At 66.4% G+C, this 23,488-nt stretch carries 24 protein-coding genes and 1 tRNA gene; 17 read left to right on the forward strand and 8 right to left on the reverse strand.

Translation table 11 applies throughout. The features are described 5' to 3' along the window. Positions 1-174: 174 nt before the first annotated feature. Positions 175-249, reverse strand: a tRNA-Gly gene (locus JOY90_RS26690). Between the two features lie 141 nt (positions 250-390). After that, a complete protein-coding gene (locus JOY90_RS26695; protein ID WP_291694097.1) occupies positions 391-852 on the reverse strand; it encodes an SRPBCC family protein in 462 nt (153 codons plus the stop codon). A 269-nt stretch (positions 853-1,121) separates the two neighbouring features. Between JOY90_RS26695 and trxA the strand changes: the two genes are divergently transcribed. Then, a complete protein-coding gene (gene trxA / locus JOY90_RS26700) occupies positions 1,122-2,045 on the forward strand; it encodes a thioredoxin (RefSeq protein ID WP_291694098.1) in 924 nt (307 codons plus the stop codon). 24 nt (positions 2,046-2,069) lie between these two features. Beyond that, complete coding sequence (locus tag JOY90_RS26705) at positions 2,070-2,744, forward strand: LON peptidase substrate-binding domain-containing protein (protein ID WP_291694099.1); 675 nt, start codon at positions 2,070-2,072, stop codon at positions 2,742-2,744. Positions 2,745-2,748: 4 nt separating this feature from the next. On the opposite strand, the gene JOY90_RS26710 is transcribed toward JOY90_RS26705, so the two are convergent. Then, a complete protein-coding gene (locus JOY90_RS26710; RefSeq protein WP_291694100.1) occupies positions 2,749-3,099 on the reverse strand; it encodes a hypothetical protein in 351 nt (116 codons plus the stop codon). Positions 3,100-3,177: 78 nt separating this feature from the next. On the opposite strand from JOY90_RS26710, the gene JOY90_RS26715 reads away from it, so the two are divergent. The 3 genes from JOY90_RS26715 (at position 3,178) to JOY90_RS26725 (ending at position 4,902) form a co-directional block, all read left to right on the forward strand. After that, positions 3,178-3,714, forward strand: coding sequence for a TetR/AcrR family transcriptional regulator (locus JOY90_RS26715; RefSeq protein ID WP_291694101.1), 537 nt, complete (start codon positions 3,178-3,180; stop codon positions 3,712-3,714). 63 nt (positions 3,715-3,777) lie between these two features. Then, positions 3,778-3,978 carry a Trm112 family protein gene (locus JOY90_RS26720; RefSeq protein ID WP_291694102.1) on the forward strand — a complete coding sequence of 67 codons (201 nt, stop codon included), beginning with the start codon at positions 3,778-3,780 and terminating at the stop codon, positions 3,976-3,978. A gap of 3 nt (positions 3,979-3,981) precedes the next feature. Next, entirely contained in the window at positions 3,982-4,902 is a 921-nt protein-coding gene (locus tag JOY90_RS26725) for an alpha/beta fold hydrolase (protein ID WP_291694103.1), read from the forward strand. Between the two features lie 166 nt (positions 4,903-5,068). Here JOY90_RS26725 and JOY90_RS26730 read toward each other — a convergent pair whose 3' ends face one another. Continuing rightward, positions 5,069-6,289, reverse strand: coding sequence for a ubiquinone biosynthesis hydroxylase (locus tag JOY90_RS26730; protein WP_291694104.1), 1,221 nt, complete (start codon positions 6,287-6,289; stop codon positions 5,069-5,071). Positions 6,290-6,400: 111 nt separating this feature from the next. Between JOY90_RS26730 and tesB the strand changes: the two genes are divergently transcribed. Further along, on the forward strand, positions 6,401-7,261 hold the full coding sequence (tesB, locus tag JOY90_RS26735) for an acyl-CoA thioesterase II (RefSeq protein ID WP_291694105.1): 861 nt from the start codon (positions 6,401-6,403) through the stop codon (positions 7,259-7,261). 6 nt (positions 7,262-7,267) lie between these two features. Here tesB and JOY90_RS26740 read toward each other — a convergent pair whose 3' ends face one another. Continuing rightward, complete coding sequence (locus JOY90_RS26740; RefSeq protein WP_291694106.1) at positions 7,268-8,206, reverse strand: DUF4339 domain-containing protein; 939 nt, start codon at positions 8,204-8,206, stop codon at positions 7,268-7,270. Between the two features lie 226 nt (positions 8,207-8,432). Here JOY90_RS26740 and JOY90_RS26745 point away from each other — a divergent pair, with 226 nt between their 5' ends. The 8 genes from JOY90_RS26745 to JOY90_RS26780 all read left to right on the forward strand — a co-directional run bounded on the left by JOY90_RS26745 (position 8,433) and on the right by JOY90_RS26780 (position 17,917). After that, positions 8,433-8,771: a P-II family nitrogen regulator gene (locus tag JOY90_RS26745; protein WP_291694107.1), complete on the forward strand. Its 339-nt coding sequence runs from the start codon at positions 8,433-8,435 to the stop codon at positions 8,769-8,771. A gap of 683 nt (positions 8,772-9,454) precedes the next feature. Then, a complete protein-coding gene (locus JOY90_RS26750) occupies positions 9,455-9,793 on the forward strand; it encodes a P-II family nitrogen regulator (RefSeq protein WP_291694108.1) in 339 nt (112 codons plus the stop codon). A 40-nt stretch (positions 9,794-9,833) separates the two neighbouring features. Continuing rightward, positions 9,834-11,354, forward strand: coding sequence for an ammonium transporter (locus tag JOY90_RS26755; protein WP_291694109.1), 1,521 nt, complete (start codon positions 9,834-9,836; stop codon positions 11,352-11,354). A 173-nt stretch (positions 11,355-11,527) separates the two neighbouring features. Further along, a complete protein-coding gene (locus JOY90_RS26760) occupies positions 11,528-11,932 on the forward strand; it encodes a GFA family protein (protein ID WP_291694110.1) in 405 nt (134 codons plus the stop codon). A 364-nt stretch (positions 11,933-12,296) separates the two neighbouring features. Continuing rightward, positions 12,297-13,508: an aminotransferase class I/II-fold pyridoxal phosphate-dependent enzyme gene (locus tag JOY90_RS26765; protein ID WP_291694111.1), complete on the forward strand. Its 1,212-nt coding sequence runs from the start codon at positions 12,297-12,299 to the stop codon at positions 13,506-13,508. Between the two features lie 20 nt (positions 13,509-13,528). Next, the gene (locus JOY90_RS26770; RefSeq protein WP_291694112.1) at positions 13,529-15,952 is read left to right on the forward strand and encodes a DNA translocase FtsK; all 2,424 of its coding nucleotides are present in this window, start codon (positions 13,529-13,531) and stop codon (positions 15,950-15,952) included. 190 nt (positions 15,953-16,142) lie between these two features. Beyond that, entirely contained in the window at positions 16,143-16,889 is a 747-nt protein-coding gene (locus JOY90_RS26775) for an outer membrane lipoprotein carrier protein LolA (RefSeq protein ID WP_291694124.1), read from the forward strand. A gap of 212 nt (positions 16,890-17,101) precedes the next feature. Beyond that, positions 17,102-17,917 (forward strand): exodeoxyribonuclease III, encoded by an 816-nt coding sequence (locus JOY90_RS26780; RefSeq protein ID WP_291694113.1) that lies wholly within the window; start codon positions 17,102-17,104, stop codon positions 17,915-17,917. Positions 17,918-17,927: 10 nt separating this feature from the next. Here JOY90_RS26780 and JOY90_RS26785 read toward each other — a convergent pair whose 3' ends face one another. Together JOY90_RS26785 and JOY90_RS26790 are read right to left on the reverse strand one after the other, a co-directional pair. Next, positions 17,928-18,371, reverse strand: coding sequence for a cyclic nucleotide-binding domain-containing protein (locus JOY90_RS26785; RefSeq protein ID WP_291694114.1), 444 nt, complete (start codon positions 18,369-18,371; stop codon positions 17,928-17,930). A 49-nt stretch (positions 18,372-18,420) separates the two neighbouring features. Beyond that, on the reverse strand, positions 18,421-19,107 hold the full coding sequence (locus JOY90_RS26790; protein ID WP_291694115.1) for a response regulator transcription factor: 687 nt from the start codon (positions 19,105-19,107) through the stop codon (positions 18,421-18,423). Positions 19,108-19,326: 219 nt separating this feature from the next. Between JOY90_RS26790 and JOY90_RS26795 the strand changes: the two genes are divergently transcribed. Both JOY90_RS26795 and JOY90_RS26800 read left to right on the forward strand, forming a co-directional pair. Continuing rightward, positions 19,327-19,896 carry a L,D-transpeptidase family protein gene (locus tag JOY90_RS26795; protein ID WP_291694116.1) on the forward strand — a complete coding sequence of 190 codons (570 nt, stop codon included), beginning with the start codon at positions 19,327-19,329 and terminating at the stop codon, positions 19,894-19,896. A gap of 12 nt (positions 19,897-19,908) precedes the next feature. Beyond that, positions 19,909-20,697, forward strand: coding sequence for a hydratase (locus JOY90_RS26800; RefSeq protein WP_291694117.1), 789 nt, complete (start codon positions 19,909-19,911; stop codon positions 20,695-20,697). A 189-nt stretch (positions 20,698-20,886) separates the two neighbouring features. Here JOY90_RS26800 and JOY90_RS26805 read toward each other — a convergent pair whose 3' ends face one another. Beyond that, a complete protein-coding gene (locus tag JOY90_RS26805) occupies positions 20,887-21,588 on the reverse strand; it encodes a YggS family pyridoxal phosphate-dependent enzyme (RefSeq protein WP_291694118.1) in 702 nt (233 codons plus the stop codon). 107 nt (positions 21,589-21,695) lie between these two features. Here JOY90_RS26805 and JOY90_RS26810 point away from each other — a divergent pair, with 107 nt between their 5' ends. Further along, entirely contained in the window at positions 21,696-23,396 is a 1,701-nt protein-coding gene (locus JOY90_RS26810; RefSeq protein ID WP_291694119.1) for a diguanylate cyclase, read from the forward strand. Positions 23,397-23,488: the final 92 nt, after the last annotated feature.

Genomic DNA, 23,488 nt, shown 5'->3' on the forward strand with positions numbered 1-23,488 from the left:
GCGCCAAGGATACGTCACACCAAGCCCAGACGATCGCACCCGATTGGCGTCAGACTGGATCGACCTTGGAGTAAACGACCGTGAAACCCCTCGACAACCCGATCGGCACGAGGTTGTCACCCATGTCTTAGGTACGATCTGTTACCCGTCTGTCCGGGCTGGACAGGGAAACTTTGGAGCGGGCGAAGGGGCTCGAACCCTCGACCCCGACCTTGGCAAGGTCGTGCTCTACCACTGAGCTACACCCGCATCCGAGACGCCGACGGTATTCATCACCCGCGCGGCGAGACAGTCGTATGCCAAAAGCCGCCGGCGAATGCAACGGCGGAAATGGCCCGGGGCGGACCGGAAATCGCCCGTCACCGGGGCCGAAACAGGCGGCCGGCGGCCTCAATTTTCCTCCGCGGCAAGCGGAACCGCCTGCTCAAGTATCGCACGCAGCGATTCGAGCCATTGGCCGAACCAGCCGCGCAGCGTCGCCACGAGCTCGGCCTGCCGGTCCGGCGCGCAATCGAAATCGGCCCACCATTCGACGAAGGCGCCGTCGCGATCGACCACCTCGCTGACGCGGATCGTGGCGGCAAAGCCGGTGACGGGCAGGGAGGGAGCCTCGCAGAATTCGTAGGTCTGGGAGCGCTCGACGTCAGACAGGGCCAACAGCCGCTGGCGGATGTTCCGGCCCTGATAGAGGACGTTCCTGACGGCACCGACGGCGTCGCCGCTCTTGCCACTCTCGATCCGGCTTTCGCCGGCGCCCCCGACCCAGACCGGGTAGTTGTTGAAATCACGAATGATTTTCCACACCTCGGGGGCGGATTGCCGGAACAGTGTCGAATAATAGGCCCTCGCCATGGCTTCGCCTCTTCTCGCCCTGAAAGCTGACGCCATGCAGCTTGCCGGGCAGATGGCGGCACAGCCACCCGATCTCCGACCGGCCAGCGGAGCGGCGCGAACCCGCGCCCGCCCCGATTGAAAATTCCGTCGAAACCGCCACCTAAGAGATCAAACTTCCGAGAACCGCTTTTGCGGCCGTGCTAGAAGGGTCGACCCAGATAGCGACCTCAAGCGTCGTCGATCGAAGACTTCACCTATATCTATCCAGACATCCCGACGAGGATCCCGTGACGATAGTAGAGCAGGGCAGCGGCGCGACGCCGCCAGGGACGCCCGATCTGATCAAGGAAACCACCACCCAGAGCTTCGTGAAGGATGTCATCGAGGAATCGCGGCGCCAGCCGGTCCTGATCGACTTCTGGGCGGAGTGGTGCGGGCCCTGCCGGCAGCTCACGCCGGTGCTGGAGAAGGCGGTGCGCGCCGCCAAGGGCAAGGTCAAGCTGGTCAAGATGAATATCGACCAGCACCCGGCCATCCCGGGCCAGATGGGCATCCAGTCGATCCCCGCCGTGATCGCCTTCGTCAACGGCCAGCCAGCCGACGGCTTCATGGGCGCGATCCCGGAGAGCCAGGTCAACGCCTTCATCGAGAAGCTGACCAAGGGCGTGACCGCGCCGGGCGAGCCGAACATCGCCGAGATCCTGGCCGAGGCCGAGGCGGTGCTCGCCGAGGGCGATCCGGCCGGCGCCGCGCAGATCTATGCCGAGGTGCTCGCCTTCGACGCCACCAACATCGCAGCCCTCGCCGGGCTCGCGAAATGCTACGTCGCGACCAACGCGATCGACCAGGCGAAGCAGACGCTCGCCCTGGTGCCGGAATCCAAGCGCAACGACGCCGCGGTGAAGGCCGTGCAGGCGGCGATCGACCTTGCCGAGCAGGCGAAGTCGCTGGGGCCGGTCGGCGAGCTGGAGCGCAAGGTCGCGGCCGACCCGCTCGACCATCAGGCGCGCTTCGATCTCGCCACTGCGCTCAATGCCGCTGGCAAGCGCGCGGACGCCACCGCGCAACTGCTCGAGATCGTCAAGCGCGACCGCAAGTGGAACGATGACGGCGCCCGCAAGCAGCTCGTGCAGTTCTTCGAGGCCTGGGGCGGCGCCGACGAGGCCACCGTCGAGGGCCGCAAGCGACTGTCGACGATTCTCTTCTCTTAAGGTGGGACAAACTCGGGGATGCGTATGCCGATCAACGCTGAATATCGTGGGCCGGCCGATCTTCCCGAGGTGATCCCGGTGTTTCCGCTGGCCGGCGCGCTGCTGCTGCCGCGCGGGCAGATGCCGCTCAACATCTTCGAGCAGCGCTATCTGGCGATGGTCGACGATTGCTTCCGCGACGGCCATCGGCTGATCGGCATGATCCAGCCCGACGTGACCCATTCGCACAGCGAGGAGCAGCCCGTGCTGTTCCATGTCGGCTGCGTCGGCCGCATCACCCAGCTCGCGGAATCCGGCGACGGCCGCTACATCCTCGAGCTCACCGGCATCGCCCGCTTCAGGGTCGTCGAGGAGATGACCGTGCTGACGCCCTACCGGCAATGCCGGGTGGACTATTTCCCCTTCGTCGACGACTTCACCGCGCGCAAGGGCGAGGGCGCGGTCGACCGCGAGGCGCTGTTGTCGGTGCTGACGGATTTCCTGAAGGCCAACAATCTCAAGGTCGACTGGGAGGGCGTCGAGAGCGCGCCGAACGAGGCACTGGTCAACGCGCTCGCAATGATGTCCCCCTATGGTCCCGCCGAGAAGCAGGCGATGCTGGAAGCGCCGGACCTGAAGACCCGCGCGGAAATCCTGATCGCGGTCACCGAGATGGACCTCGCCAAGAAGCGCACCAGCGGCGATCCGCCGCTGCAGTGATCCATCAATAGCCCGCGAGCGCCAGCGCGACCACGGCGCCGAGCGCGACCCAGCCGAAATGCCGGCCCCGCGTCGCCAGCGCATTGCCGAACGCGGCGAGCGCGAACACCAGCGCCAGCGTCGCGATGATCCAGTGCCGGGCCACGTCCGACGCCATGGCAGGCGCGGCGACCAGCAGCACGCCGCAGCCGATCCAGGCCACCGTCGAGGCCTGCCAGACCACCCGCATCAGGAGCCTGAGCCGCGCCGGCTCGATGACGAGCCGCGGGAACACCTTCACTTCGCCCAGCGCGCCATGGATCAGCGCGGCGGCGATCGCCAGCAACCCGGCAGTCTGCAGCAGAACGTCACGCATCTTCAGTCTCCATACAGTTATGTATGGAGATAGGATGCCGGCTGGCCCCTGTCAATACAGTCGTGTATGGTCGCGGTCATGACCGATCAACTCTCCGTGCGCGACTGGCTGGACCAGGGCCTGAAGACGCTCGCGGTGCGCGGCTTCACCGCGCTGAAGGCCGAGCCGCTGGCGAAGGCAATGGGGGTCTCGCGCGGCAGCTTCTACTGGCACTTTGCGGACGTCGCCGCCTTCCACGCCGCGCTGCTCGCGCATTGGCGCGAGGTCTCGGCCGAGGCGATCATCGCCGATCTCGAAGCGGTGCCGCCCGATGAGAGCCGGCTGCGCGTGCTGCTGCGGCGCGCCTTCTCGACAAGGTCGGGCCTGGAGCGCGCCGTGCGCAACTGGGCCACCTTCGATGCGACCGCGCGCAATGCGGTGCAGGCGATCGACCGCCGCCGCGTCGGCTACCTCAAGGGCCTGTTGCGCGCGGAAGGTCTCGGCGACGCGCAGGCCGAGGCGCGCGCGCAGATCATCTACTGGACGTTCCTCGGCCATGTGCTGTCGGACAAGCCGTTGCCGAAAGCCGAGCAGGAGCGCGTGCTCGAGGAGCTGTTGCGCATCATCTCGCGATGACGTCCGGCGACAGCAGCGGTGCGGATGTGATAAGCACGGCGCAACAGCCGGAGAAAGCCAGCCATGTCCGTTCCGCCATCCGAGCGCCCCGAAAACACCGTCGACCCCAAACTCCTGGAGATCCTGGTCTGCCCGTTGACCAAGGGGCCGCTCGAGTACGACGCCGCCCGGCAGGAACTGATCTCGCGCTCGGCCAAGCTCGCCTATCCGATCCGCGACGGCATCCCGATCATGCTGCCGGAGGAAGCGCGCAAGGTCGAGTAGCCCATGCGCGGCTGGACGATTCTCGCCTGCCTCGCGGTGCTGCTGCATGCCATGGCGGCCCGCGCCGACGAGAGCAGGATCAGCGTCGGCGCCATCGACGCCTGGCTCACGCTGCCGCAGGACGCCGACCGGCCACCGGTGGCGCTGCTGATCGCCGGCTCCGGGTCGACCGACCATGACGGCAACGGCCCACAAATCAAGCCGGCCACGCTGAAGAAGCTGTCGGACGCGCTCGTCGCGCAGAAGATCGCGACGCTGCGCTACGACAAGCGTGGCGCGAATGGCTGGAAGCCGCAATTCGGACGGCCGGAGGATTTCCGCTTCAAGGACTATGTCGACGACGCCGTGGCACTGGTCGGCTACCTGCGCGGTACCGGGAAGTTTGCCGGCGTCACCGTGATCGGGCACAGCGAGGGCGGGCTGGTGGCGATCCTCACCGCGCGCCGCGTGCCGGTCGAGCGCCTGGTGCTGCTTGCCACGGCCGCGCGCAAGCAGGGCGACCTCTTGAAGGCGCAACTGGAGAAGAGGCTGGCGCCCGAGGAGCTGGCGCCGGCCGCCAAGGCGATCGATGCGATCATGGCCGGGCAGGTCGTCGATCCGCCGCCGAAGGGGCTGCCGATCACGCCCGCGATGCAGCCTGGCATCGCCTCGGCCTTCACCGAGGACCCGATCGAGCCGTTGCAGAAGCTCGACATCCCGACGCTGATCATCGCTGGCGGCCGCGACCGCCAGGTGACGCGGCTCGATTTCGCCGCACTGTCGGCCGCCGACTTTGCCGCCAAGACGCTGTGGCTGCCCGACATGAATCACGTGCTCAACGATGTCGCCGACGAGGCCGACGATCGCGCCGCTTACAAGGAGCCAGACCGGCCGCTGGATGCGACGCTGGTCGATACGGTGGTGGAGTTCATCTCGCGGAAGTGAGTCACATCGGCGCTTGTAGAGTGGCAAAGCGGCTACTTGCACCGAAACTTGACACGCAGAGACAGGAGCGTGCCCACAATTCGAGGCGATGCTGTTGATACTATGGTGGGCACGGCGCTTGCGCGCCATAGCCCACCCTACGGAATCGCAATGGCGGCCCTCGGCGCTACAGCGCCTCGCCCTTCAGCAATCGCGGCACCTCGCCGGTCAGCCCCGCGGCCTGGCGGATGAACAATTCCTTCAGCGGCGGTGCGCGATCGACCAGGCCGAGGCCGATGTCGCGTACGGTGCGCAGCAGCGTCGAGCGGTTGGAGAACAGGAAGTTCAGCGAGTTGGTGGCGAAACCCATCGCCATGGTGTCGAACCGCCGCCAGCGCTGATAGCGCTCGATCACGTCGGCCTGGCCGATGTCGACCCCGAGCCGCGCCGCATCGACCACCACCTCGGCCAGCGCCGCAACGTCCTTCAGGCCCATGTTGAGACCCTGGCCCGCGATCGGATGGATGACATGGGCGGCATCGCCGACCAGCGCCAGCCGTTCGGCGATGAACGAGCGGGCGACGAAATAGGACAGCGGAAACGCGCGCGGTTTGTCAAGCAGCCTGATCTCGCCGAGGTGCAGGCCGAAACGCCGTTCGAGCTCGCCGAGGAATTCGGCTTCGCCGAGCGCAACGATGCGCGCCGCCTCGCCGCGTTTCTCGGTCCACACCAGCGAGGAGCGCCTGCCGGTCAGCGGCAGGATCGCAAACGGCCCGGCCGGCAGAAAATGCTCCTCCGCGCGACCGCCATGATCGCGCTCATGGCCGACGGTGACGACGATGCCGGACTGGTCGTAGTCCCAGCCATGGGTGACGATGCCGGCACGCTCCCGAAGTCTTGACTTCGCGCCGTCGGCGGCGACCAGGAGGCTCGCATCCACGACAGTGCCGTCCGCGAGCGTCACCTTGATACCTTCAGGGTGCGCGTCGTAGGAGGACACCGCCGTGGGTCGAAGATCGATGCCGGCGGCATCCGCCCGTGTCACCAGCGCATCGATCAGATGGCGGTTCTCCACCATGTGAGCGAATGGCTCGCCCGGCTCGACATGGCCGCTGAAGGTCAGGAACACCGGCCGTGTCGCGTCCTCCAATTTGGAATCCGTAATCACCATGTCGAGGATCGGCTGCGCGTCGGGCGCGACCTGGGCCCACACCTCGATCGCCTCGAACAACCGGCGGCAGGCGGCGACGATCGCAGTGGCCCGCGGGTCACGGCTCGGCCGGGTCGCGAGCGCCGGATCGGCGACGATCACGGGAATATCCGCGCCGAGGCCCTGGCGCAGCGCCAGCGCCAAGGCCAGCCCGGCAAAAGCGCCGCCGCCGATGACAATGCTTCGCTGTGCCGCCATGCGCCGTTACCCGCTCACGTCTGAAGCTTGACTTGCTAGCCCAATATAGCTGGGCGTAACAAGGTCGCGAAGCAAGCCCCGTCGGTCACGAATCAGAACGGAAGCACCGCGATGTCCAAGAGCCTGATCGACCTGATCTCCATCCTCGACCTCGAGCCGATCGAGGTGAACCTGTTTCGCGGCAGCAGCCCGAAGACGAGCTGGCAACGGGTGTTCGGCGGGCAGGTGATCGGGCAGGCGATGGTGGCGGCCTGCCGCACCGTCGAGGGCCGCCTGCCGCATTCGCTGCATTGCTATTTCATCCTGCCCGGCGATCCGCAGGTGCCGATCATCTACCAGGTCGAGCGCCTGCGCGACGGCCGCAGCTACACCACGCGCCGCGTCACCGCGATCCAGCACGGCAACGCGATCTTCTCGATCATGGTGTCGTTCCATGCCGAGGAGGAGGGCGCCTTCGACCATCAGGACAGGATGCCCGACGTGCCGCCGCCGGAGAAGCTCACCGCGGACGAGCTGATCAAGCAGCCGGTGTTTCGCGAGATGCCGGATTTCATCCGCCGCTACTACGAATCCGATCGCCCGATCGAGCTGCGCCCGGTCGAGCTCGGCCGCTATTTCGGCCAGAAGATCGACGATGGCCGCATCCATGTCTGGATCAAGACCGCCGCGAAACTGCCCGACGATCCGGCGCTGCACATGTGCGCGCTGGCCTATGCGTCGGACTTCTCGCTGCTCGACGCAGTGATGGCGCGCTACGGCCGAACCCTGTTCGACAAGCGCATGATGCCGGCGAGCCTCGATCACGCGATGTGGTTTCACCGGCCGTTCCGCGCCGACGAGTGGTTGCTCTATGCGCAGGACTCACCGAGCGCGCGAGGCGGCCGCGGGCTGACCCGCGGCCTGATCTTCAAGCCGGATGGGACCCTGGTCGCCTCCGTCGCCCAGGAAGGCTCGGTGCGCGAGCGCAAATAGGCGCGCTCACGCCGCGGCCTGTCCTTCTCTCGGCTCCAGCGCGAATTGGCTCGCGTACCACTGCGTGTACCAGCGCAACAGCCACGGGATCGGAATGATCAGGATGCTGCCGAAGCTGAACGCCAGCGTGCGCCACAGGATATCCAGTCCCGAGCCGTTGAAGACGATCTCGCGATGCGTGCCGTCGACATTGCGGCAGATCCAGCGCATCCAGGCCGAGATCACCCAGGCCCATCCGATGATGCTGATCAAGGAGACGAACATCAGCACGTACCATCCGATGTAGCCGAGCGCGCTGCCGGTGAAGGCGACCGGCAGCCGCTGGCCGTTCGCGGCGATGTTGCCGGCGACCCATTTGAGCGCCATCCAGGCCAGGAAGGCCTGCAACAGGATCACGACGAGCTGGACGGCGGTCGAACCGGTGGCGCGGCTGTAGCTGCACAATCCGATCGCGACGAACACGTACCAGATGTCGCCGACCTGTCCGGTGAAGGACAGATTGGGCCGGCCTGGCACGCGAAGGCGCTCGACGATCCAGCGATAGAAATAGGTCGCTGCCCACGGCGCCGGGATCACGAGCAGGATGCCGAGCCCGAACAGGATGCAGCGACCGAAAAAGCCCCAGAGCGGCAAGTCGATCGACAGCGAACCGTCGCCGTAGCCGCCTTCGACCATCGGCGCCGCACCGCCTCTGCCCATCGCGGCCATTGGGGCGCCAGCGGCGGCGGGAGCAGGCGTGCCGTTCCGCGGCGGCGCCGGCGGACGGGCCGCCCGCGAGAACAGGCCGGGAATGTCACCGGCCTTCTGCCAGCCGGACATGCCTTCGGTCCATACCAGCGTCTGCGCCGTCACTGCGCCTCGCGCGATGAAATCGCGAAATTGCGCGTCGGGATACGGACCCTGCTGCTGGCCTGCAGCGGCAAAGAACCAGGATCGGTCGGGCATGTTACTTCTCCCCCACACAACAAGAGGCAGGCCGGACCGCCTGCTTGGAAAACCCCATTCTGGCCGACGAAACGCTGCCCGTTAAGGGGCAGCCACGCATTCGAGCCGCTAGTCTACCCGCAAACTCTGCAAGTTTATTGTGCCATTTGCCGAAAAAAATGCCAGATTTGCAAAGTCGCCGCGCAGCGACGCCGAATAGACACAGCCGAGCAAGCAAGGTCTCGCCATGAAATTTGTTGTCGCAATCATCAAACCCTTCAAGCTTGACGAGGTGCGCCAGGCGCTCACCGCCATCGGCGTGCATGGCATGACCGTCACGGAGGTCAAGGGGTATGGCCGCCAGAAGGGCCATACCGAGATCTACCGTGGCGCCGAATATGTCGTGAACTTCCTGCCGAAGCTGCGGATCGAGATCGCGGTGGCAGCGGAGCTCGCCGACAAGGCCGTGGAGGTGATCACCGCCCACGCACGCACCGGCCAGATCGGCGATGGCAAGATCTTCGTCACGCCGATCGATCATGCCCTGCGAATCCGTACCGGCGAGACCGATAGCGACGCGCTCTGAGAGCTGCCTGAAACGCCGCGGCAGGCGACGAGTCGGCCACGAACGACATTGGGGGGACTAGATGGCGGTACGATCATCTGGTGTGGCGAAGCCTGCTGCAGCGGGCATCGTTGCGGCGACATTGCTACGACAACACCGGCCTGGGCCGAATCATCCACCGCCGACAGGGCTGGCGCTGTTCGATGCGGGGATGGTTCGCGAGCTGCGTCACGGGAGCGGCAGGGTGGTTGAAGCGGCCAGGCGCACCGAGGCGAACCACGCCAAGACCGAAACGGACCAGGCCAAGGCGGAAGCGTGCCCAGCCTTCCGGGCGACGCTCGGGAGAGGATGATCGACACGCGCTGACGCGCCATTGACCTTCCCCTATCCTGCTACTGCGAAACGCTTCAATGCGGGCTCACTGCCCGCCTCATGGGCAATACCGGCTCCAGCCACCGGAACTGATCAATCCTTGTTCTCTCCTGCCCAATATTTGGGCGCGACCGAATGGCGCAGCCCGCGGTGCCCTTGATGCGACGCGAAAACGGCCGCATTCCCCGCAATTTAGAGAACAATGCCGATCTGGCACGGCATTTGATTCTAGGGGTCCCGGCTGGGCCGCGTTGTGAACTCTCTCCGCGTGGCGAATCTCAGTCAACAACGCCCGGACATTCGCAGGACCGGGCCCAAGCGGGGATGGACCCATGAAAATTGTTATGGCGATCATCAAGCCATTCAAGCTCGAAGAAGTCCGCGATGCCCTGACCGCCATTGGCGTTCACGGCCTCACGGTGACGGAAGTCAAAGGCTACGGCCGGCAGAAGGGCCACACGGAAATCTACCGTGGCGCCGAATATGCGGTGAGCTTTCTGCCGAAGATCAAGATCGAGGTCGCTGTCGCCTCCGACCAGGTCGACAAGACCATCGAGGCGATCACGACCGCTGCCAAGACCGGCCAGATCGGCGACGGCAAGATCTTCGTGATCAATCTCGACCATGCGATCCGCATCCGCACCGGCGAAGCCGACGCCGCGGCCCTCTGATTTCGCGCTCACCTCTTTGACCACTCAGGAGTAAGACACGATGAAGTTTACGCGTCCCACCAATGCGGGATTGGCAGTTCTGGCGATCGCGGCGCTCTGCGCCATAGGCTTCGCCGATGCTGCGCTTGCCCAGACGGCAGCTCCCGCAGCGGCCGACGCCGCGCCGGCGGCCCCCGCCGCGCCCGCTGTCAACAAGGGCGACGTCGCCTGGATGCTGACCTCCAGCGCGCTCGTTCTGATGATGTCGATCCCCGGCCTCGCGCTGTTCTATGGCGGCCTCGTCCGCACCAAGAACATGGCGTCGGTGCTGACCCAGGTGTTCGCGATCGTCGCCATGATCGGCGTGACCTGGACCATCTACGGCTACTCGATGGCCTTTAGCGACGGCGGCGGCATGACGGCCTATGTCGGCGGCTTCTCCAAGGCCTTCATGCACGGCATCGATGCCAACGCCACCGCGGCGACGTTCTCGAATGGCGTGGTGATCCCGGAGCTCGCCTATTTCGTGTTCCAGATGACCTTCGCGATGATTACGCCCGCGCTGATCGTCGGCGCCTTCGCCGAGCGCATCAAGTTCTCGGCGGTGATGCTGTTCATCCTGTTGTGGTCGACCTTCATCTACTACCCGATCGCGCATTGGGTCTGGTACGTCGCCGCTCCCGACGACGTCGCCGCGGCGGCCAAGGCGCTCGCGGCCGCGACCGATGCGGCGGCAAAGACCGCAGCGCAGGCCAAGCTCGACTCGGTCACCGGCAGCGTCGGCTGGCTGGCCGGTGCCGGCGCGCTGGACTTCGCGGGCGGCACGGTGGTGCACATCAATGCCGGCATCGCGGGCCTCGTCGGCGCGCTGATCATCGGCAAGCGCACCGGTTACGGCAAGGACCTGATGGCTCCGCACTCGCTGACCATGACCATGATCGGCGCCTCGCTGCTCTGGGTCGGCTGGTTCGGCTTCAACGCCGGCTCCAACCTCGAAGCCAACGGCACCACGGCGCTCGCCTTCGTCAACACCATGGTCGCGACCGCCGGCGCGGCGCTGTCCTGGCTGCTCAGCGAATGGATCTTCAAGGGCAAGCCGTCGCTGCTCGGCATCTGCTCGGGCGCCGTTGCGGGTCTCGTCGCGGTGACGCCGGCCTCCGGCTTCGCCGGACCGGTCGGTGCGCTGGTGCTCGGCCTCGTGGTCTCGCCGGTCTGCCTGTTCTTCGTCTCCACCGTGAAGAACAGTTTTGGCTATGACGACGCGCTCGACGTGTTCGGCGTGCACTGCATCGGCGGCATCATCGGCGCGCTCGGCACCGGCATCCTGGTCAACCCTGCGCTCGGTGGCGTCGGCATCACCGACTACACCAACATCACCGGCAACAATGCCGGCACCTACGACTTCGCCGGCCAGATGATCTCGCAGGGCAAGGCCGTGCTGGCCACGCTCGTATGGTCGGGCGTCGGCTCGGCGATCCTCTACAAGGTCGTCGACGTGATCGTCGGCCTGCGCCCCTCGGTCGAGCAGGAGCGCGAGGGCCTGGACATCACCGATCACGGCGAGCGCGCCTACAACATGTGATCCTCCCGGCCGTGGCCCTCACGAGGACCGCGGCACAACTTCGGTTTGGGCACATACCCGGCAATGCCCCGACCGTTGAGGGGTCCCAGCGCAAGCTGGGGCCCCTTCTTTTTTTCTTGCGCGGCCAGCCCTCGGTGGCGGACAGTACACGGAACAAGCCGAGGGAGAACGCTATGAAGCTCGAAGGCGGATGCTATTGCGGGGCCGTGCGCTACGTGGCCGAGGGCGAGCCGAGGATGAAGGCGCAATGTCATTGCCGCGAGTGCCAGTACATCACCGGCGGCGCACCGAACCTGTTCATGGCGATGCCGCCTGACGGTTTCCAGTACACCAAGGGCGCGCCCAGGAAATTCGCCCGCAGCGACCTCGAGAAGCCGGTGACGCGCGAGTTCTGCGCCGAGTGCGGCACCCACCTGGTGACCCGGCCGAACTTCCCGATCGTCGTGCTGAAGGTCGGCACGCTCGACGACCCAAAACTGTTCGGCGCGCCGCAATCGGCGATCTACACCTGCGACCAGCAGCCCTTCCACGTGATCCCGGAGGGCCTGCCGAGCTTCGAGCGGCTGCCGGCGCGGTAGGGCCACTCGTCACGAGCTCACTCTCACGAGCTCATTCAATGTCTGCCCGTGTGCGGTGCGCTGCACGTCTGGGTATAGGTCCTTCAGCCTCTCAGAGGCGCCGTCCCTCAACGAGGTAGAACTTGACGGCCGCGGGTACCGCGCCATTTTTGCCACCCCGGATAGGAGATGACCGCCCCGCCGTTAACCTGTATGAACATCGCGGGTCGAAAAGGCCCCGGTTTGCACGGGGGCCGCCGGCAAAATTGCCGCTGGCTCCGATGGTTAATCGCGTCTTAACCTCGCCGCATCTATGGTTGATCCGCTTGCGGCCGAATTCCCTATCGCCGGTCGGCGGCTCAAAGACATGCTGGCGCCTTCATCTATGGCCATGACCGCTTCATCCCGCGCGCCGCAAGGCGGCCATCCGGACGGCGAACGCTCGCCGTTTGCGCGGACGGCCGAGCTGCTCGCCCCTTACCAGGCGGGCAAGCCCTTGATCGCGCTGTCGCTGGGCGAGCCGCAGCATCCGATTCCGCCGTTCGTCGGCAGGGTGCTCGCCGATCATGTCGCCGAGTTCGGCCGCTATCCCATCGCCAAGGGCATCGAGCCGTTCCGCCAGGCGGTAACAAAATGGCTGTGCAGCCGGTTCCAGCTTGCTCGCGCGGTCGATCCGGAGCGCGAGGTCCTGGTGCTGAACGGCAGCCGCGAGGGCCTGTTCTTCGCGGCGCTGGCGGCGAGCCGATACGTTGGCGAGCGAAAGGGGCGCCCCGCGATCCTGATGCCCAACCCGTTCTATCCGGCCTATGGCGCCGGCGCCCGCGCGTCCGGCTGCGAGCAGATCTATCTGCCGACCACCGCCGCCAACGGATTCCTGCCCGACCTCGACACGCTCGATGAAGCGACGCTGGCGCGAACGGTCGCGTTCTACATCGCCTCGCCCGCCAATCCGCAGGGCGCAGTGGCTTCGCGCGACTATTTCCGCCGGCTGAAGCAGCTCGCCGACCGCTACGGCTTCATCATCCTGAGCGACGAGTGCTATTCGGAAATCTACACCCGCGAGGCGCCGGGCAGCGCGCTGGAATGCGCAGGCGACGATTTCTCCAACGTCGTGGTGTTCCAGTCACTATCAAAACGCTCGAACCTGCCGGGCATGCGGGTCGGCTTCGCCGCGGGTGATGCGAAATTTCTCGCAGCCTTCCACGAACTGCGCAACGTCGCGGCGCCCCAGGTGCCGGTGCCGCTGCAGCACGTCGCGGTCGCGGCCTATGGCGACGAGACTCACGTCGAGGAGAACCGCAGGCTCTACCGCACCAAGTTCGACGTCGCCGACCAGATCCTGGGCCACCGCTACGGCTACGCGCGCCCCGCCGGCGGCTTCTGCGTCTGGCTCGACGTGTCGAAGCGCGGCGGCGAGGAGGCGGCGACGGTGAAACTCTATCGCGACGCCGGCGTTCGAGTCATTCCCGGCAGCTATCTGGCGCGGACGCAGGCGGATGGATTCAATCCCGGCGCGGGCTATATCCGGCTTGCGCTGGTGTCGGATGCGGAATCGACGGCCGAGGCGCTACACCGCCTGGTTGAAACTTTGGATTAGTCGCGAGGCCCTTGACGCCCATGTCGGCGATCGAACGTGTCATTCCCCTGGTCGGCCACTTGCCGGTCTCGATCCGCGAGGCGCTGGCGCGGCGGCTTCGCGAGCTCGGCGGGCTTGGCCTGATCGCGATATCCGGCGTGGCGGCGGCCGCGCTGATCACCTGGTCGGTGCAGGACCCGAGCCTGAGCCATGCCACCTCGCGGCCGATCCACAACGTGCTCGGCTATGGCGGCGCCATCATCGCCGACCTGTTGATGCAGATCATGGGACTCGGCGCCATCATGGTGGTGCTGCCGATCGCGGCGCGGGGCTGGCGGATGCTGAATCATCGCAGCTTCGACCGCGAGGCGCTGCGGTTCGGCTGCTGGGTGCTCTGCACCGTGATCGCATCGGGCTTCGCGAGCTGCTGGCCGCGCAGCGCGACCTGGCCGCTGCCGACCGGGCTCGGCGGTGTCATCGGCGATGCGCTGGTGCGGGCCCCGGCGGTCGTGTTCGGTCCGCCGGGTATCCTCTATCGCCTGATCCTCGGCATCATCCTCGCCGCGGCAATGTCGGCGACCCTGCTGGTGGCGATCGGCGTCGGCTCGCGCGAGCAGGACGACGACGAGACCGCGGTCGACGATGACGACGCGCCGTTCGTGGAGGAAGAAGAGGAGGATCGCGGCTCGATCTCGCTGGGCTTCGCGGTTCACGCCCTGATGAGCGCGAAGGCGCGGCTCGCCTGGCTGCTCGGCACGGCCTATCGCTCGCTGGTCTCCAGCGGAGGGCAGGGCGGCGGGCTCAGGCGCCAGGAGCCGACGCTCGGTGCGCGCGGCAATCCGCCGCTGGCGCCCGAGGACGACCTCGAGGACGACGAGGAAGAGGAGGAGGCGCCCGCCGCGCGTGCCCCGCGCAAGAAGCCGGCGCCTCGCACGCGCAAGGCGACCGAGAAGTTCGACCTGCCCTCGGTTTCCATGCTGGCCGCACCCAAGGCCACCGATCGCCAGCCGCTGAGCAAATCGGAGCTCGAGGCGAATTCGCGCCGGCTGGAGGGCGTGCTGCAGGATTTCGGCGTCCGCGGCGAGATCGTGAAGGCCCATCCGGGCCCGGTGGTGACGCTCTACGAGCTCGAACCCGCGCCGGGCATCAAGTCGTCCCGTGTCATCGGGCTCGCCGACGACATCGCGCGCTCGATGAGCGCGCTCTCCGCCCGCGTCGCCGTGGTGCCCGGCCGCAACGCCATCGGCATTGAGCTGCCGAACGCCCATCGCGAGAAGGTCTATCTGCGCGAGTTGCTCGCCGGCAAGGAGAGCACCGAATCGGTCGCCAAGCTGCCGCTCTGCCTCGGCAAGAATATCGGCGGCGAATCCATCATCGTCGATCTCGCCCGCATGCCGCATCTGTTGATCGCAGGCACCACCGGCTCCGGCAAGTCGGTCGCCATCAACACCATGATCCTGAGCCTGGTCTACCGGCTGCGGCCGGATCAATGCCGGCTGATCATGGTCGATCCGAAGATGCTCGAGCTTTCCGTCTATGACGGCATTCCGCACCTCCTGACCCCGGTGGTGACCGATCCGAAGAAGGCCGTCGTCGCGCTGAAATGGGCGGTGCGCGAGATGGAAGAGCGCTACAAGAAGATGTCCAAGCTCGGGGTGCGCAACATCGACGGCTACAATGCGCGCGTCGCCGAAGCCAAGGGCAAGGGCGAGGAGCTGACCCGCACGGTGCATACCGGTTTCGACAAGGAGACCGGCACGGCGATCTACGAGGAGGAGAAGCTCGAGCTCGAACCCTTGCCCTACATCGTCATCATCGTCGACGAGATGGCCGATCTGATGATGGTCGCCGGCAAGGACATCGAGGGCACGGTGCAGCGGCTCGCCCAGATGGCGCGCGCCGCGGGCCTGCACGTCGTGCTCGCGACCCAGCGGCCGTCGGTCGACGTCATCACCGGCACCATCAAGGCGAATTTCCCGACCCGCATCTCGTTCCAGGTGACGTCGAAGATCGACAGCCGCACCATCCTGGGCGAGATGGGCGCCGAGCAACTGCTCGGGCAGGGCGACATGCTCTACATGGCCGGCGGCGGACGAATCAGCCGCGTGCACGGACCGTTCGTCTCCGACGAGGAGGTCGAGAAGGTGGTGCGCCACCTCAAGACGCAGGGCTCGCCCGAATACCTGGAAGCCGTCACGGCGGAGGAGCCGAGCGAGGAGGACGGCGCCGTGTTCGACTCGACCGGCATGGGCGGCGACGGCGGCAACGATCTGTTCTCGCAGGCGGTGGCCATCGTCAAGCGCGACCGCAAGGCGTCGACGAGCTACATTCAGCGCCGGCTGCAGATCGGCTACAACAAGGCCGCCTCGCTGATGGAGCGCATGGAGCAGGAAGGCATTGTCGGGCAGGCCAACCATGCCGGCAAGCGCGAGATCCTGGTGCCCGAAGAGGAGGGCGGATTTTGATGATCACGCCGACATTTTGGCGACGGGCCGATCAATTCACGTAAAAACGATATCGCGCTTGGTCGAAGCCCCGGTAAAATAGCGCAAAGCCAGACAGGACGACGCGTTGAACACTCAGCCTCAATTCCGACAGATCCTCCGCCTGCGCCGTGGCGGCGCCGCGCTGGCGCTCGTGACTGCGGCGTCCATCATGGTGGCGGCGCCGGCGGTGGCGCAGACCGCGCAGCAGAGCGTCCCGATGCCGAAGCCCGCGCCCAAGGGCCGCGACGGCGTGCAGATGAGCGCCTCGGAGCGGGCGGCAGCGACGACGGGATCGACCACGACGCCGCCGGACCCGATCATTCCGGACCCGCACCGCAACGTTCCCGCCAACATCTTCGCGACCTTCGATGCCAACCAGAAGGCGCAGGCCGCGAAGGTCAGCGCCTATCTGTCGTCGCTGCAGACGCTGGTCGGCAATTTCGTGCAGGTCGCGCCCGACGGCAGCAAGACCACGGGCGACTTCTACATCCAGAAGCCCGGCAAGGTGCGGTTCGAATATGACGCGCCGACCCCGGTCGAGATCATCGCCGACGGCTCCACGCTCGCGGTGCGCGACCGCAATCTCGCGACCCAGGACATCTACCCGCTGTCGCAGACGCCGCTGCGCTACCTCTTGTCCGACCGCATCGATCTGTTGAAGGACACCAACGTGGTGTCGGTCACCTCCAACGAGCTCTACATCTCGATCACGATCGAGGAGAAGCAGGCGCTGATCGGCACCAGCCGGCTGATGCTGATGGTGGGCCTCAAGGACGGCCAGCTCAAGCAATGGACCGTGACCGATCCGCAGGGCTACGACACCACCGTCGCGGTCTACAACCTCGACACCTCGAAGAAGGTCGATCCCGGCCTGTTCAAGATCGACTTCACGAAATACCCGGGCTCACCGGGCTGAGCGACGCTCGAGGTTCACAAGGGTGGGCTAAGCGGACGCTTGCGCGGCAGCGCGCCATGCAAAGACAGAAGCGTGCCCACCATTTGCGAGCGACGGCGTTGAGAAAATGGTGGGCGCTGGCGCTCACGCGCCCTTGGCCCACCCTACGCAGCTACGAAGTCCTGTGGAAATCGGCGGGACACCGCGCCCAGGCGTGCTATGACGCACCCCGCATGCGTCTTTCCCTGACAACCTGGAACATCAACTCGGTGCGGCTGCGCATCGATCTGGTCGCCAAGTTCATCAAGTCGGTGCGGCCGGACGTGCTCTGCTTGCAGGAGACCAAGTGCATCGATGACGCCTTCCCGCTCAAGCGCTTCAAACGTCTCGGCTATGAGCATGTCGCGCTGAACGGGCAGAAGGGCTACCACGGCGTCGCGATCGTCTCGCGGCTGCCGTTCGAGACGACCGACATCCGCACCTTCTGCGACAAGATCGATTCGCGGCACATCTCGGTGGCGTTCGGCGAGAAGGCCCAGCTTGCAAAGCCCCTGGTGCTGCACAATTTCTACGTCCCCGCCGGCGGCGACGTCCCCGATCCCGCGCTCAACCCGAAATTCGAGCACAAGCTCCAATTCCTCGACGAGATGAGGGCCTGCGCGCCGCTGCATCCGCGCGGCGACGACCGTCACATCCTGGTCGGCGATCTCAACGTCGCGCCGCACGAGAACGACGTGTGGTCGCACAAGCAGCTCCTGAAGGTGGTCTCCCACACCCCGATCGAATGCGGGAAGCTGCTCGCCGCGCTCGCCGCCGGCGAGTGGCACGACGTCGCGCGCGAGCGCATTCCCTTGTCGGAGAAGGTCTACACCTGGTGGAGCTATCGCGCCGCCGACTGGACCGTGGCCGACCGCGGCCGCAGGCTCGACCACATCTGGGTGTCGCGCGCGCTCAGGGACGCGGTCAGCGATTTCAGGATCCTGCGCGACGCCCGCGGCTGGGAACGGCCGTCCGACCATGTGCCGGTGACGGCCACGCTCGAGGTCTAACCCGACGTGCCTAGCCCGAGAGCTTGCCGCCGGCGGTCAGGATGTCGCTGGCGATCTGGCTGGAGCGGAGGGCGAACTCGTCGCGCAGCCGGCGTGCCGCGGCCGGATCGCTCTCCAGCACGCGCTGGAACAGGCTGCGCGAAATGCGAATGACGCTGGTGTACTCGACCGCGAGGGCGCTGGCGGGCCGCTTCATCGCCATCACGAGCGCGAGCTCGCCGATCAGCGTGCCCGGGCCGGCCACGATCTCGGCGCCGGTGCCATTGTCGATCCGCAGCGCCCCGCGCTGCACGACGAAGCCGCAATCGGCATCGTCGCCCTGGTGAAACAGATGGTCGCCGCGCGCGATGTCGCGCTGCTCGGAGCCGATCGCCAGCATGCGGAGCGGGCCCTCCCCGAGCAGACGCAGGGTCGGCACGCGCTCCAGCAGGGCTACATCGTCGTCGATCGACATGAAAGTCAGCGGGACGGGTTGGTTCGCGATTCGTCGTCCCGAAACCGTATCACGGCACCAGCTTGTAGCCACCGGCCTCCGTCACCAGGATCTCGGGATTGGCCGCATCCTTCTCGATTTTCTGGCGCAGCCGGTAGATATGGGTTTCCAGCGTGTGGGTGGTGACCCCCGAATTGTAGCCCCACACTTCCTGCAGCAGCGTCTCGCGCGACACCGGAAGCTGGCCGGCGCGGTAGAGGAAGCGCAGGATCGCGGTCTCCTTCTCGGTCAGCCGCACCTTCCGCGCATTGGCGGCGGTCAGCATCTTGGAGCCCGGACGAAAGCTGTACGGACCGACCGAGAACACCGCGTCCTCGCTGGCCTCGTGCTGGCGGAGCTGGGCGCGGATGCGCGCCAGCAGCACCGCAAAGCGAAACGGTTTTGCCACATAGTCGTTGGCGCCGGACTCGAGGCCGAGGATGGTGTCGGAGTCGGTGTCGTGGCCGGTCAGCATGATGATCGGCGCCTTGAAGCCGCCCTTGCGCAGGCTGCGCACGACCTCGCGGCCGTCGGTATCGGGCAGGCCGACATCCATCAGCACGAGGTCCGGCGCATTGGCCTTCGCGGCGCTGGCGCCCTTGGCGCCGGTATCGACGGCTGACGCCTCGAACTCGTCATGCAGCGACAGTTGCTCCACAAGGGTGTCTCGCAGATCGGTATCATCGTCTACGATCAGGATCTTGCGGGCATTGGCCATGGTACATCCTCTCGGGCAGCGACGGTCGAAGCCAAAGGAGGGCCGCAACCATCTGCAGGTAAATTCGGGAGCGTCTTGGTCTTGTTACCGGCAGAGGTAGTGAAACCTTACAGATTCACAAGACAAAGGCCAGTTTACTCCAGAAATCCCGGGCGGTTTTGTGAATGTCCTGTAATGAAGTCAAGCCTCGGGAAACGCGTGTGGACGGCCAAGCCTCGTATGAAAAGCGGCAACATCTCAATAACATATGACAAAACCTCGGCGGACCGGCCGCTTTCCTTGATCAGGATCAGGCCTGCGGCCGGAAATTCCCGCCGCGGCTGGCTGACCGCAGGCCGCAGGTCCATCCCGGTCGCGCTCGGGCGCGGCGGCATCCGCGCCAACAAGCGCGAGGGCGACGGCGGCACGCCGCGGGGAAGCTTCCGCGCGCGCCGGCTGTGGTGGCGCGCCGATCGCAGCCCGCGGCCGCGCACCCTGCTGCCGGCCCGCGCGATCAGCAGCCAGGACGCCTGGTGCGAGGATGTAGCCGACCGCCACTACAACCGGCCGATCCGGCTCGCGCCCGGCCGCGACGGCGACCGGTTGAAGCGCGGCGACCACCTCTATGACTTCATCGTCGAGATCGACCACAATACGAGGCCACGGGTGGCGGGCCGCGGCAGCGCCGTCTTCCTGCATTTGGCGCGGGACAATTTCGGCCCGACCGCGGGCTGTGTCTCGATGACCAGGGGTGCGATGCTGCAATTGCTGCGGCGGCTCGGACCGCGAACCCGGATCGTGATCGGATAGGGGGAGTTGGCCGTGCTCGACAAGGACGCCGTCGCCGCCGCATCGCATGTGCTGTATGGCCACTGGCGCGCCGGCACCAAGCTTGCCGCGCTCGATCCGGGCCTGCGCCCGCGCGACCGCGCCGAGGGCTACGCCGTGCAGGCGGAGCTCGAGCGCAAATCCGGCGGAAGACTGTTCGGCTGGAAGATCGCCGCGACCAGCGCCGCCGGGCAGAAGCATATCAATGTCGCCGGGCCCCAGGCCGGGCGCATCCTGGCCGAGACGGTGCTTCCCGACGGCGGCGCCGCGTCGATGGCCGGCAACGCGATGCGCGTCGCGGAAGCCGAGTTCGCCTTTCGCATGGCGCGCGACCTGCCGCCGCGGGCGTCGCCCTATTCGGTCAGTGAGGTGCTCGACGCGGTCGGAACGCTGCATCCGGCGATCGAGATTCCGGATTCCCGCTTCGCCGATTTCGTCAGCGCCGGCGAGGCGCAGCTCATCGCCGACGACGCCTGCGCGCACCTGTTCGTGCTGGGGGAGGCGACCTCGGCCGACTGGCGCGCGCGCGACCTCGTCGAGGAGAAGCCGGTGATCACGCTCCGCGGCGAGAGCTATCTCGGCCACGGCAGGAACGTGCTCGGCGATCCCCGCGCGGCATTGACCTGGCTCGCCAACGAAGTGTCCGCGCTCGGCCTGACGCTCAGGGCCGGCGAGGTGGTGACGACAGGCACCTGCCATGCGCCGCTGCCGATCGGGGCCGGCGACCGTTTCGCCGCAGACTTTGGCCTGCTCGGCAAGGTGTCCGTAAACTTCGATCGGTAGGGTGGGCTAATCGTACTAAGTCACATGTGTGGTGCTCTCGTTGAAATTCTTGAGCTTTTTGGAACGACCATATTTGCACAAAGACGAGTCGATTCAATGGCTTGAGTCTTCTTGTGACTCAGTACGATTAGCCCACCCTACAGCTCCGCCCGGGTTGTGACACGATAGGATTAGCCCACCCTGCCGGCTTCACGCAGCCGGGCTGCGATGGCCGAAGATGGCCGAGCCCACCCGGATGTGAGTCGCGCCGAACTGGATGGCGGTGGCGAAATCGGCGCTCATCCCCATCGACAGATTGGCGAGGCCGTTGCGGGCGGCGATCTTCGCGGTCAGCGCGAAATGCGGCGCGGCCGCCTCGTCGACCGGCGGGATGCACATCAGCCCGGAGATCGTGAGACCGTAGATTTCGCGACAGCTCGCAATGAACGCATCCGCGTCGCCTGGCGCGACGCCCGCCTTCTGCGGCTCCTCTCCGGTATTGATCTGCACGAACAGTTGCGGCCGCCGCTCCTGCGCTGCGATCTCCTTGGCCAGAGCCTGGCAGACGCTTGGACGATCGACCGAATGGATTGCGTCGAACAGCGCGACGGCCTCCTTCGCCTTGTTCGACTGCAACGGTCCGATCAGATGCAGCGAGAGCCCGGGGTAGGCAGTCATTAACCCTGGCCATTTGGCCCTGGCTTCCTGCACGCGATTTTCGCCGAACACGCGCTGGCCGGCTGCAATCACCGGCGCGATCGCCTCGGCGCCGAAGGTCTTCGAGACCGCGACCAGCGTGACCGAGCTGCGCGTGCGGCCCGCATCCTTGCAGGCGCGTGCGATTTCCCGCTCCACCGCGGCAAGGCCGTCTGGTGAAGATGCGGTTGGCGGAGACACGTTTTCGGACGTCATTTTCAACCGTCAGTCGCAATTCTACAGGCTAGGTTCAATTTTACCAAGTTCGGGAAAGGCTTCTTGAACCATTACCCCTACCCTCTCGCAGGGGCAGGGGGAAGAAGATGTCGCGCATCAGTTTCAGCCGCAAGCGGGTCAAGCTCGGGCAGCTTCTCGGGATACGCGCGCGGCTGGCCTTGCTGGCCGTCATCCTGGTGGCACCGCTGATGCTGGAGCGCGCGCGCTCGCTGGAGAACGCCCGGGCGAAGGAGATCGCGCTCGCTTCGGCGGATCTCGCGGGCCTGGCCCGGCGCAGCGCCGATACCCAGCGCGAGGTCATTTCCTCGGTCGAGACGGTGCTGAAATCGGCGGCCTATATCCGCGCCTCGGCGGGTGGCATCAACCGGAGCTGCGATCTGCTGCGCGCGAGCCTGCCGTCGAACCTGCCCTGGATCCGCAACGTCCTGCTGGCCGGCGGCGACGGCCACGTGCAGTGCTCGACCAACAACACTTTCGTCGGCCTCGACGTCAGCGACCGGCCCTATGTGCAGACCGCGCGCGTCACCGGCGACATCGTCTTCAGCGACTTCGTCTTCATCAAGGAGATCAGCACCGCGGTGATCCTGGCGGCCTATCCGGTCGCCGCCATCAACAGGGATTCGGACGCGCTGGTGATCGCGAGCATCAGCCTCGAATGGATGTCGCGGCTGATGAACAATCTCGGCAACCGCCCCGGCGTCTCCGCGGCGCTGGTCGACAGCAGCGGCGTGGTGCTGGCAGCGCCGAGCGAGCAGGCGGACGCCATCGGCAAGCCGCTCGACGACCTGCCGCTGTTGTCGGGGATCACCGAGGCTGCGCTCGGCTCGCACCAGGATCAGGGCTCGCTCGCCCATATCGCCGCCGACGGATCGACGCGCAAGATCAGCTTCACCCGCATCGCCGGCACCGGCGCGCGGCTGGTCGTCGGCATCGACGAGGACGAGGTTACGGCGAGCATCAACCGCGACATCCGCACCGCCTATCTGCAGCTCCTGCTGGTCTGCCTGTTCGTGCTGCTCGGCGCGCTGATCGCGGCCGAGAAGCTGATCATCGGACCGATCGGCATGCTCGCGACGATGGCGACGCGGTTCGGCCAGGGCGACTGGTCGGCGCGGGCGGTGCGAAGAAGGCTGCCGGCGGAATTCGTGCCGCTGGCGCGCGCCTTCAACGCGATGGCGGCCCGGCTCGGCCAGCGCGAGCGGGAGTTGCTCGCCACCAACGACCGTCTCACCGTGATCGCTTCGCTCGACATGCTGTCCGGGCTCGCCAACCGGCGCGGCTTCCAGAGCCGGCTCGATTTCGAATGGCTGAAGGCACAGCAATATGGCTGCGAGCTGTCGCTCCTGATGATCGACGTCGATCACTTCAAGCTCTACAACGACACCTATGGCCATCCCGAAGGCGACGCCTGCCTGACCAGGCTCGGCGGCGCGCTGTCGGGCATTGCCGCCGAGACCATGGGCTTCGCCGGCCGCTACGGCGGCGAGGAGTTCTGCCTGCTGCTGCCCAACACCGACGGGGCCCGCGCCTGCGAGATCGGCGAGATGGTCCGCCGCGCCGTGCTCGATCTCGCTTTGCCGCATGTCACCTCGATCCACCATTGCGTCACCGTCAGCGTCGGCGTCGCCTGCACCCGGCCGAACGAGCGCCAGCATCCGGGCGACCTGATCGAGGCCGCCGATGCCGCGCTCTACGCGGCCAAGCATCGCGGCCGCAACACCGTGGTGGAGCAAGGCTTCGAGCAGATCGTGCTCAGTGCCTCCGACGACATCGCGATGGCGGGGTAGGCCAAGAATCGCAGGAGCTGCAGGGTGGGCTAAGCGGCCCCGTGCACCGACGCTCACCGCACCAAGACAGAAGCGTGCCCACCATTCCGAGC

It is taken from the genome of Bradyrhizobium sp. (genome assembly GCF_019242285.1).
Classification (GTDB): Bacteria; Pseudomonadota; Alphaproteobacteria; order Rhizobiales; family Xanthobacteraceae; genus Bradyrhizobium.

Bases quoted from the DNA above. Each gene is read 5' to 3' on its own strand.
- JOY90_RS26695 (WP_291694097.1), bottom strand. From the start codon at position 852: ATGGCGAGGGCCTATTATTCGACACTGTTCCGGCAATCCGCCCCCGAG.
- JOY90_RS26705 (WP_291694099.1), top strand. From the start codon at position 2,070: ATGCCGATCAACGCTGAATATCGTGGGCCGGCCGATCTTCCCGAGGTG.
- JOY90_RS26710 (WP_291694100.1), bottom strand. From the start codon at position 3,099: ATGCGTGACGTTCTGCTGCAGACTGCCGGGTTGCTGGCGATCGCCGCC.
- JOY90_RS26715 (WP_291694101.1), top strand. From the start codon at position 3,178: ATGACCGATCAACTCTCCGTGCGCGACTGGCTGGACCAGGGCCTGAAG.
- JOY90_RS26720 (WP_291694102.1), top strand. From the start codon at position 3,778: ATGTCCGTTCCGCCATCCGAGCGCCCCGAAAACACCGTCGACCCCAAA.
- JOY90_RS26725 (WP_291694103.1), top strand. From the start codon at position 3,982: ATGCGCGGCTGGACGATTCTCGCCTGCCTCGCGGTGCTGCTGCATGCC.
- JOY90_RS26730 (WP_291694104.1), bottom strand. From the start codon at position 6,289: ATGGCGGCACAGCGAAGCATTGTCATCGGCGGCGGCGCTTTTGCCGGG.
- tesB (WP_291694105.1), top strand. From the start codon at position 6,401: ATGTCCAAGAGCCTGATCGACCTGATCTCCATCCTCGACCTCGAGCCG.
- JOY90_RS26740 (WP_291694106.1), bottom strand. From the start codon at position 8,206: ATGCCCGACCGATCCTGGTTCTTTGCCGCTGCAGGCCAGCAGCAGGGT.
- JOY90_RS26745 (WP_291694107.1), top strand. From the start codon at position 8,433: ATGAAATTTGTTGTCGCAATCATCAAACCCTTCAAGCTTGACGAGGTG.
- JOY90_RS26750 (WP_291694108.1), top strand. From the start codon at position 9,455: ATGAAAATTGTTATGGCGATCATCAAGCCATTCAAGCTCGAAGAAGTC.
- JOY90_RS26755 (WP_291694109.1), top strand. From the start codon at position 9,834: ATGAAGTTTACGCGTCCCACCAATGCGGGATTGGCAGTTCTGGCGATC.
- JOY90_RS26760 (WP_291694110.1), top strand. From the start codon at position 11,528: ATGAAGCTCGAAGGCGGATGCTATTGCGGGGCCGTGCGCTACGTGGCC.
- JOY90_RS26765 (WP_291694111.1), top strand. From the start codon at position 12,297: ATGGCCATGACCGCTTCATCCCGCGCGCCGCAAGGCGGCCATCCGGAC.
- JOY90_RS26770 (WP_291694112.1), top strand. From the start codon at position 13,529: ATGTCGGCGATCGAACGTGTCATTCCCCTGGTCGGCCACTTGCCGGTC.
- JOY90_RS26775 (WP_291694124.1), top strand. From the start codon at position 16,143: ATGGTGGCGGCGCCGGCGGTGGCGCAGACCGCGCAGCAGAGCGTCCCG.
- JOY90_RS26780 (WP_291694113.1), top strand. From the start codon at position 17,102: ATGCGTCTTTCCCTGACAACCTGGAACATCAACTCGGTGCGGCTGCGC.
- JOY90_RS26785 (WP_291694114.1), bottom strand. From the start codon at position 18,371: ATGTCGATCGACGACGATGTAGCCCTGCTGGAGCGCGTGCCGACCCTG.
- JOY90_RS26790 (WP_291694115.1), bottom strand. From the start codon at position 19,107: ATGGCCAATGCCCGCAAGATCCTGATCGTAGACGATGATACCGATCTG.
- JOY90_RS26795 (WP_291694116.1), top strand. From the start codon at position 19,327: ATGAAAAGCGGCAACATCTCAATAACATATGACAAAACCTCGGCGGAC.
- JOY90_RS26805 (WP_291694118.1), bottom strand. From the start codon at position 21,588: ATGACGTCCGAAAACGTGTCTCCGCCAACCGCATCTTCACCAGACGGC.
- JOY90_RS26810 (WP_291694119.1), top strand. From the start codon at position 21,696: ATGTCGCGCATCAGTTTCAGCCGCAAGCGGGTCAAGCTCGGGCAGCTT.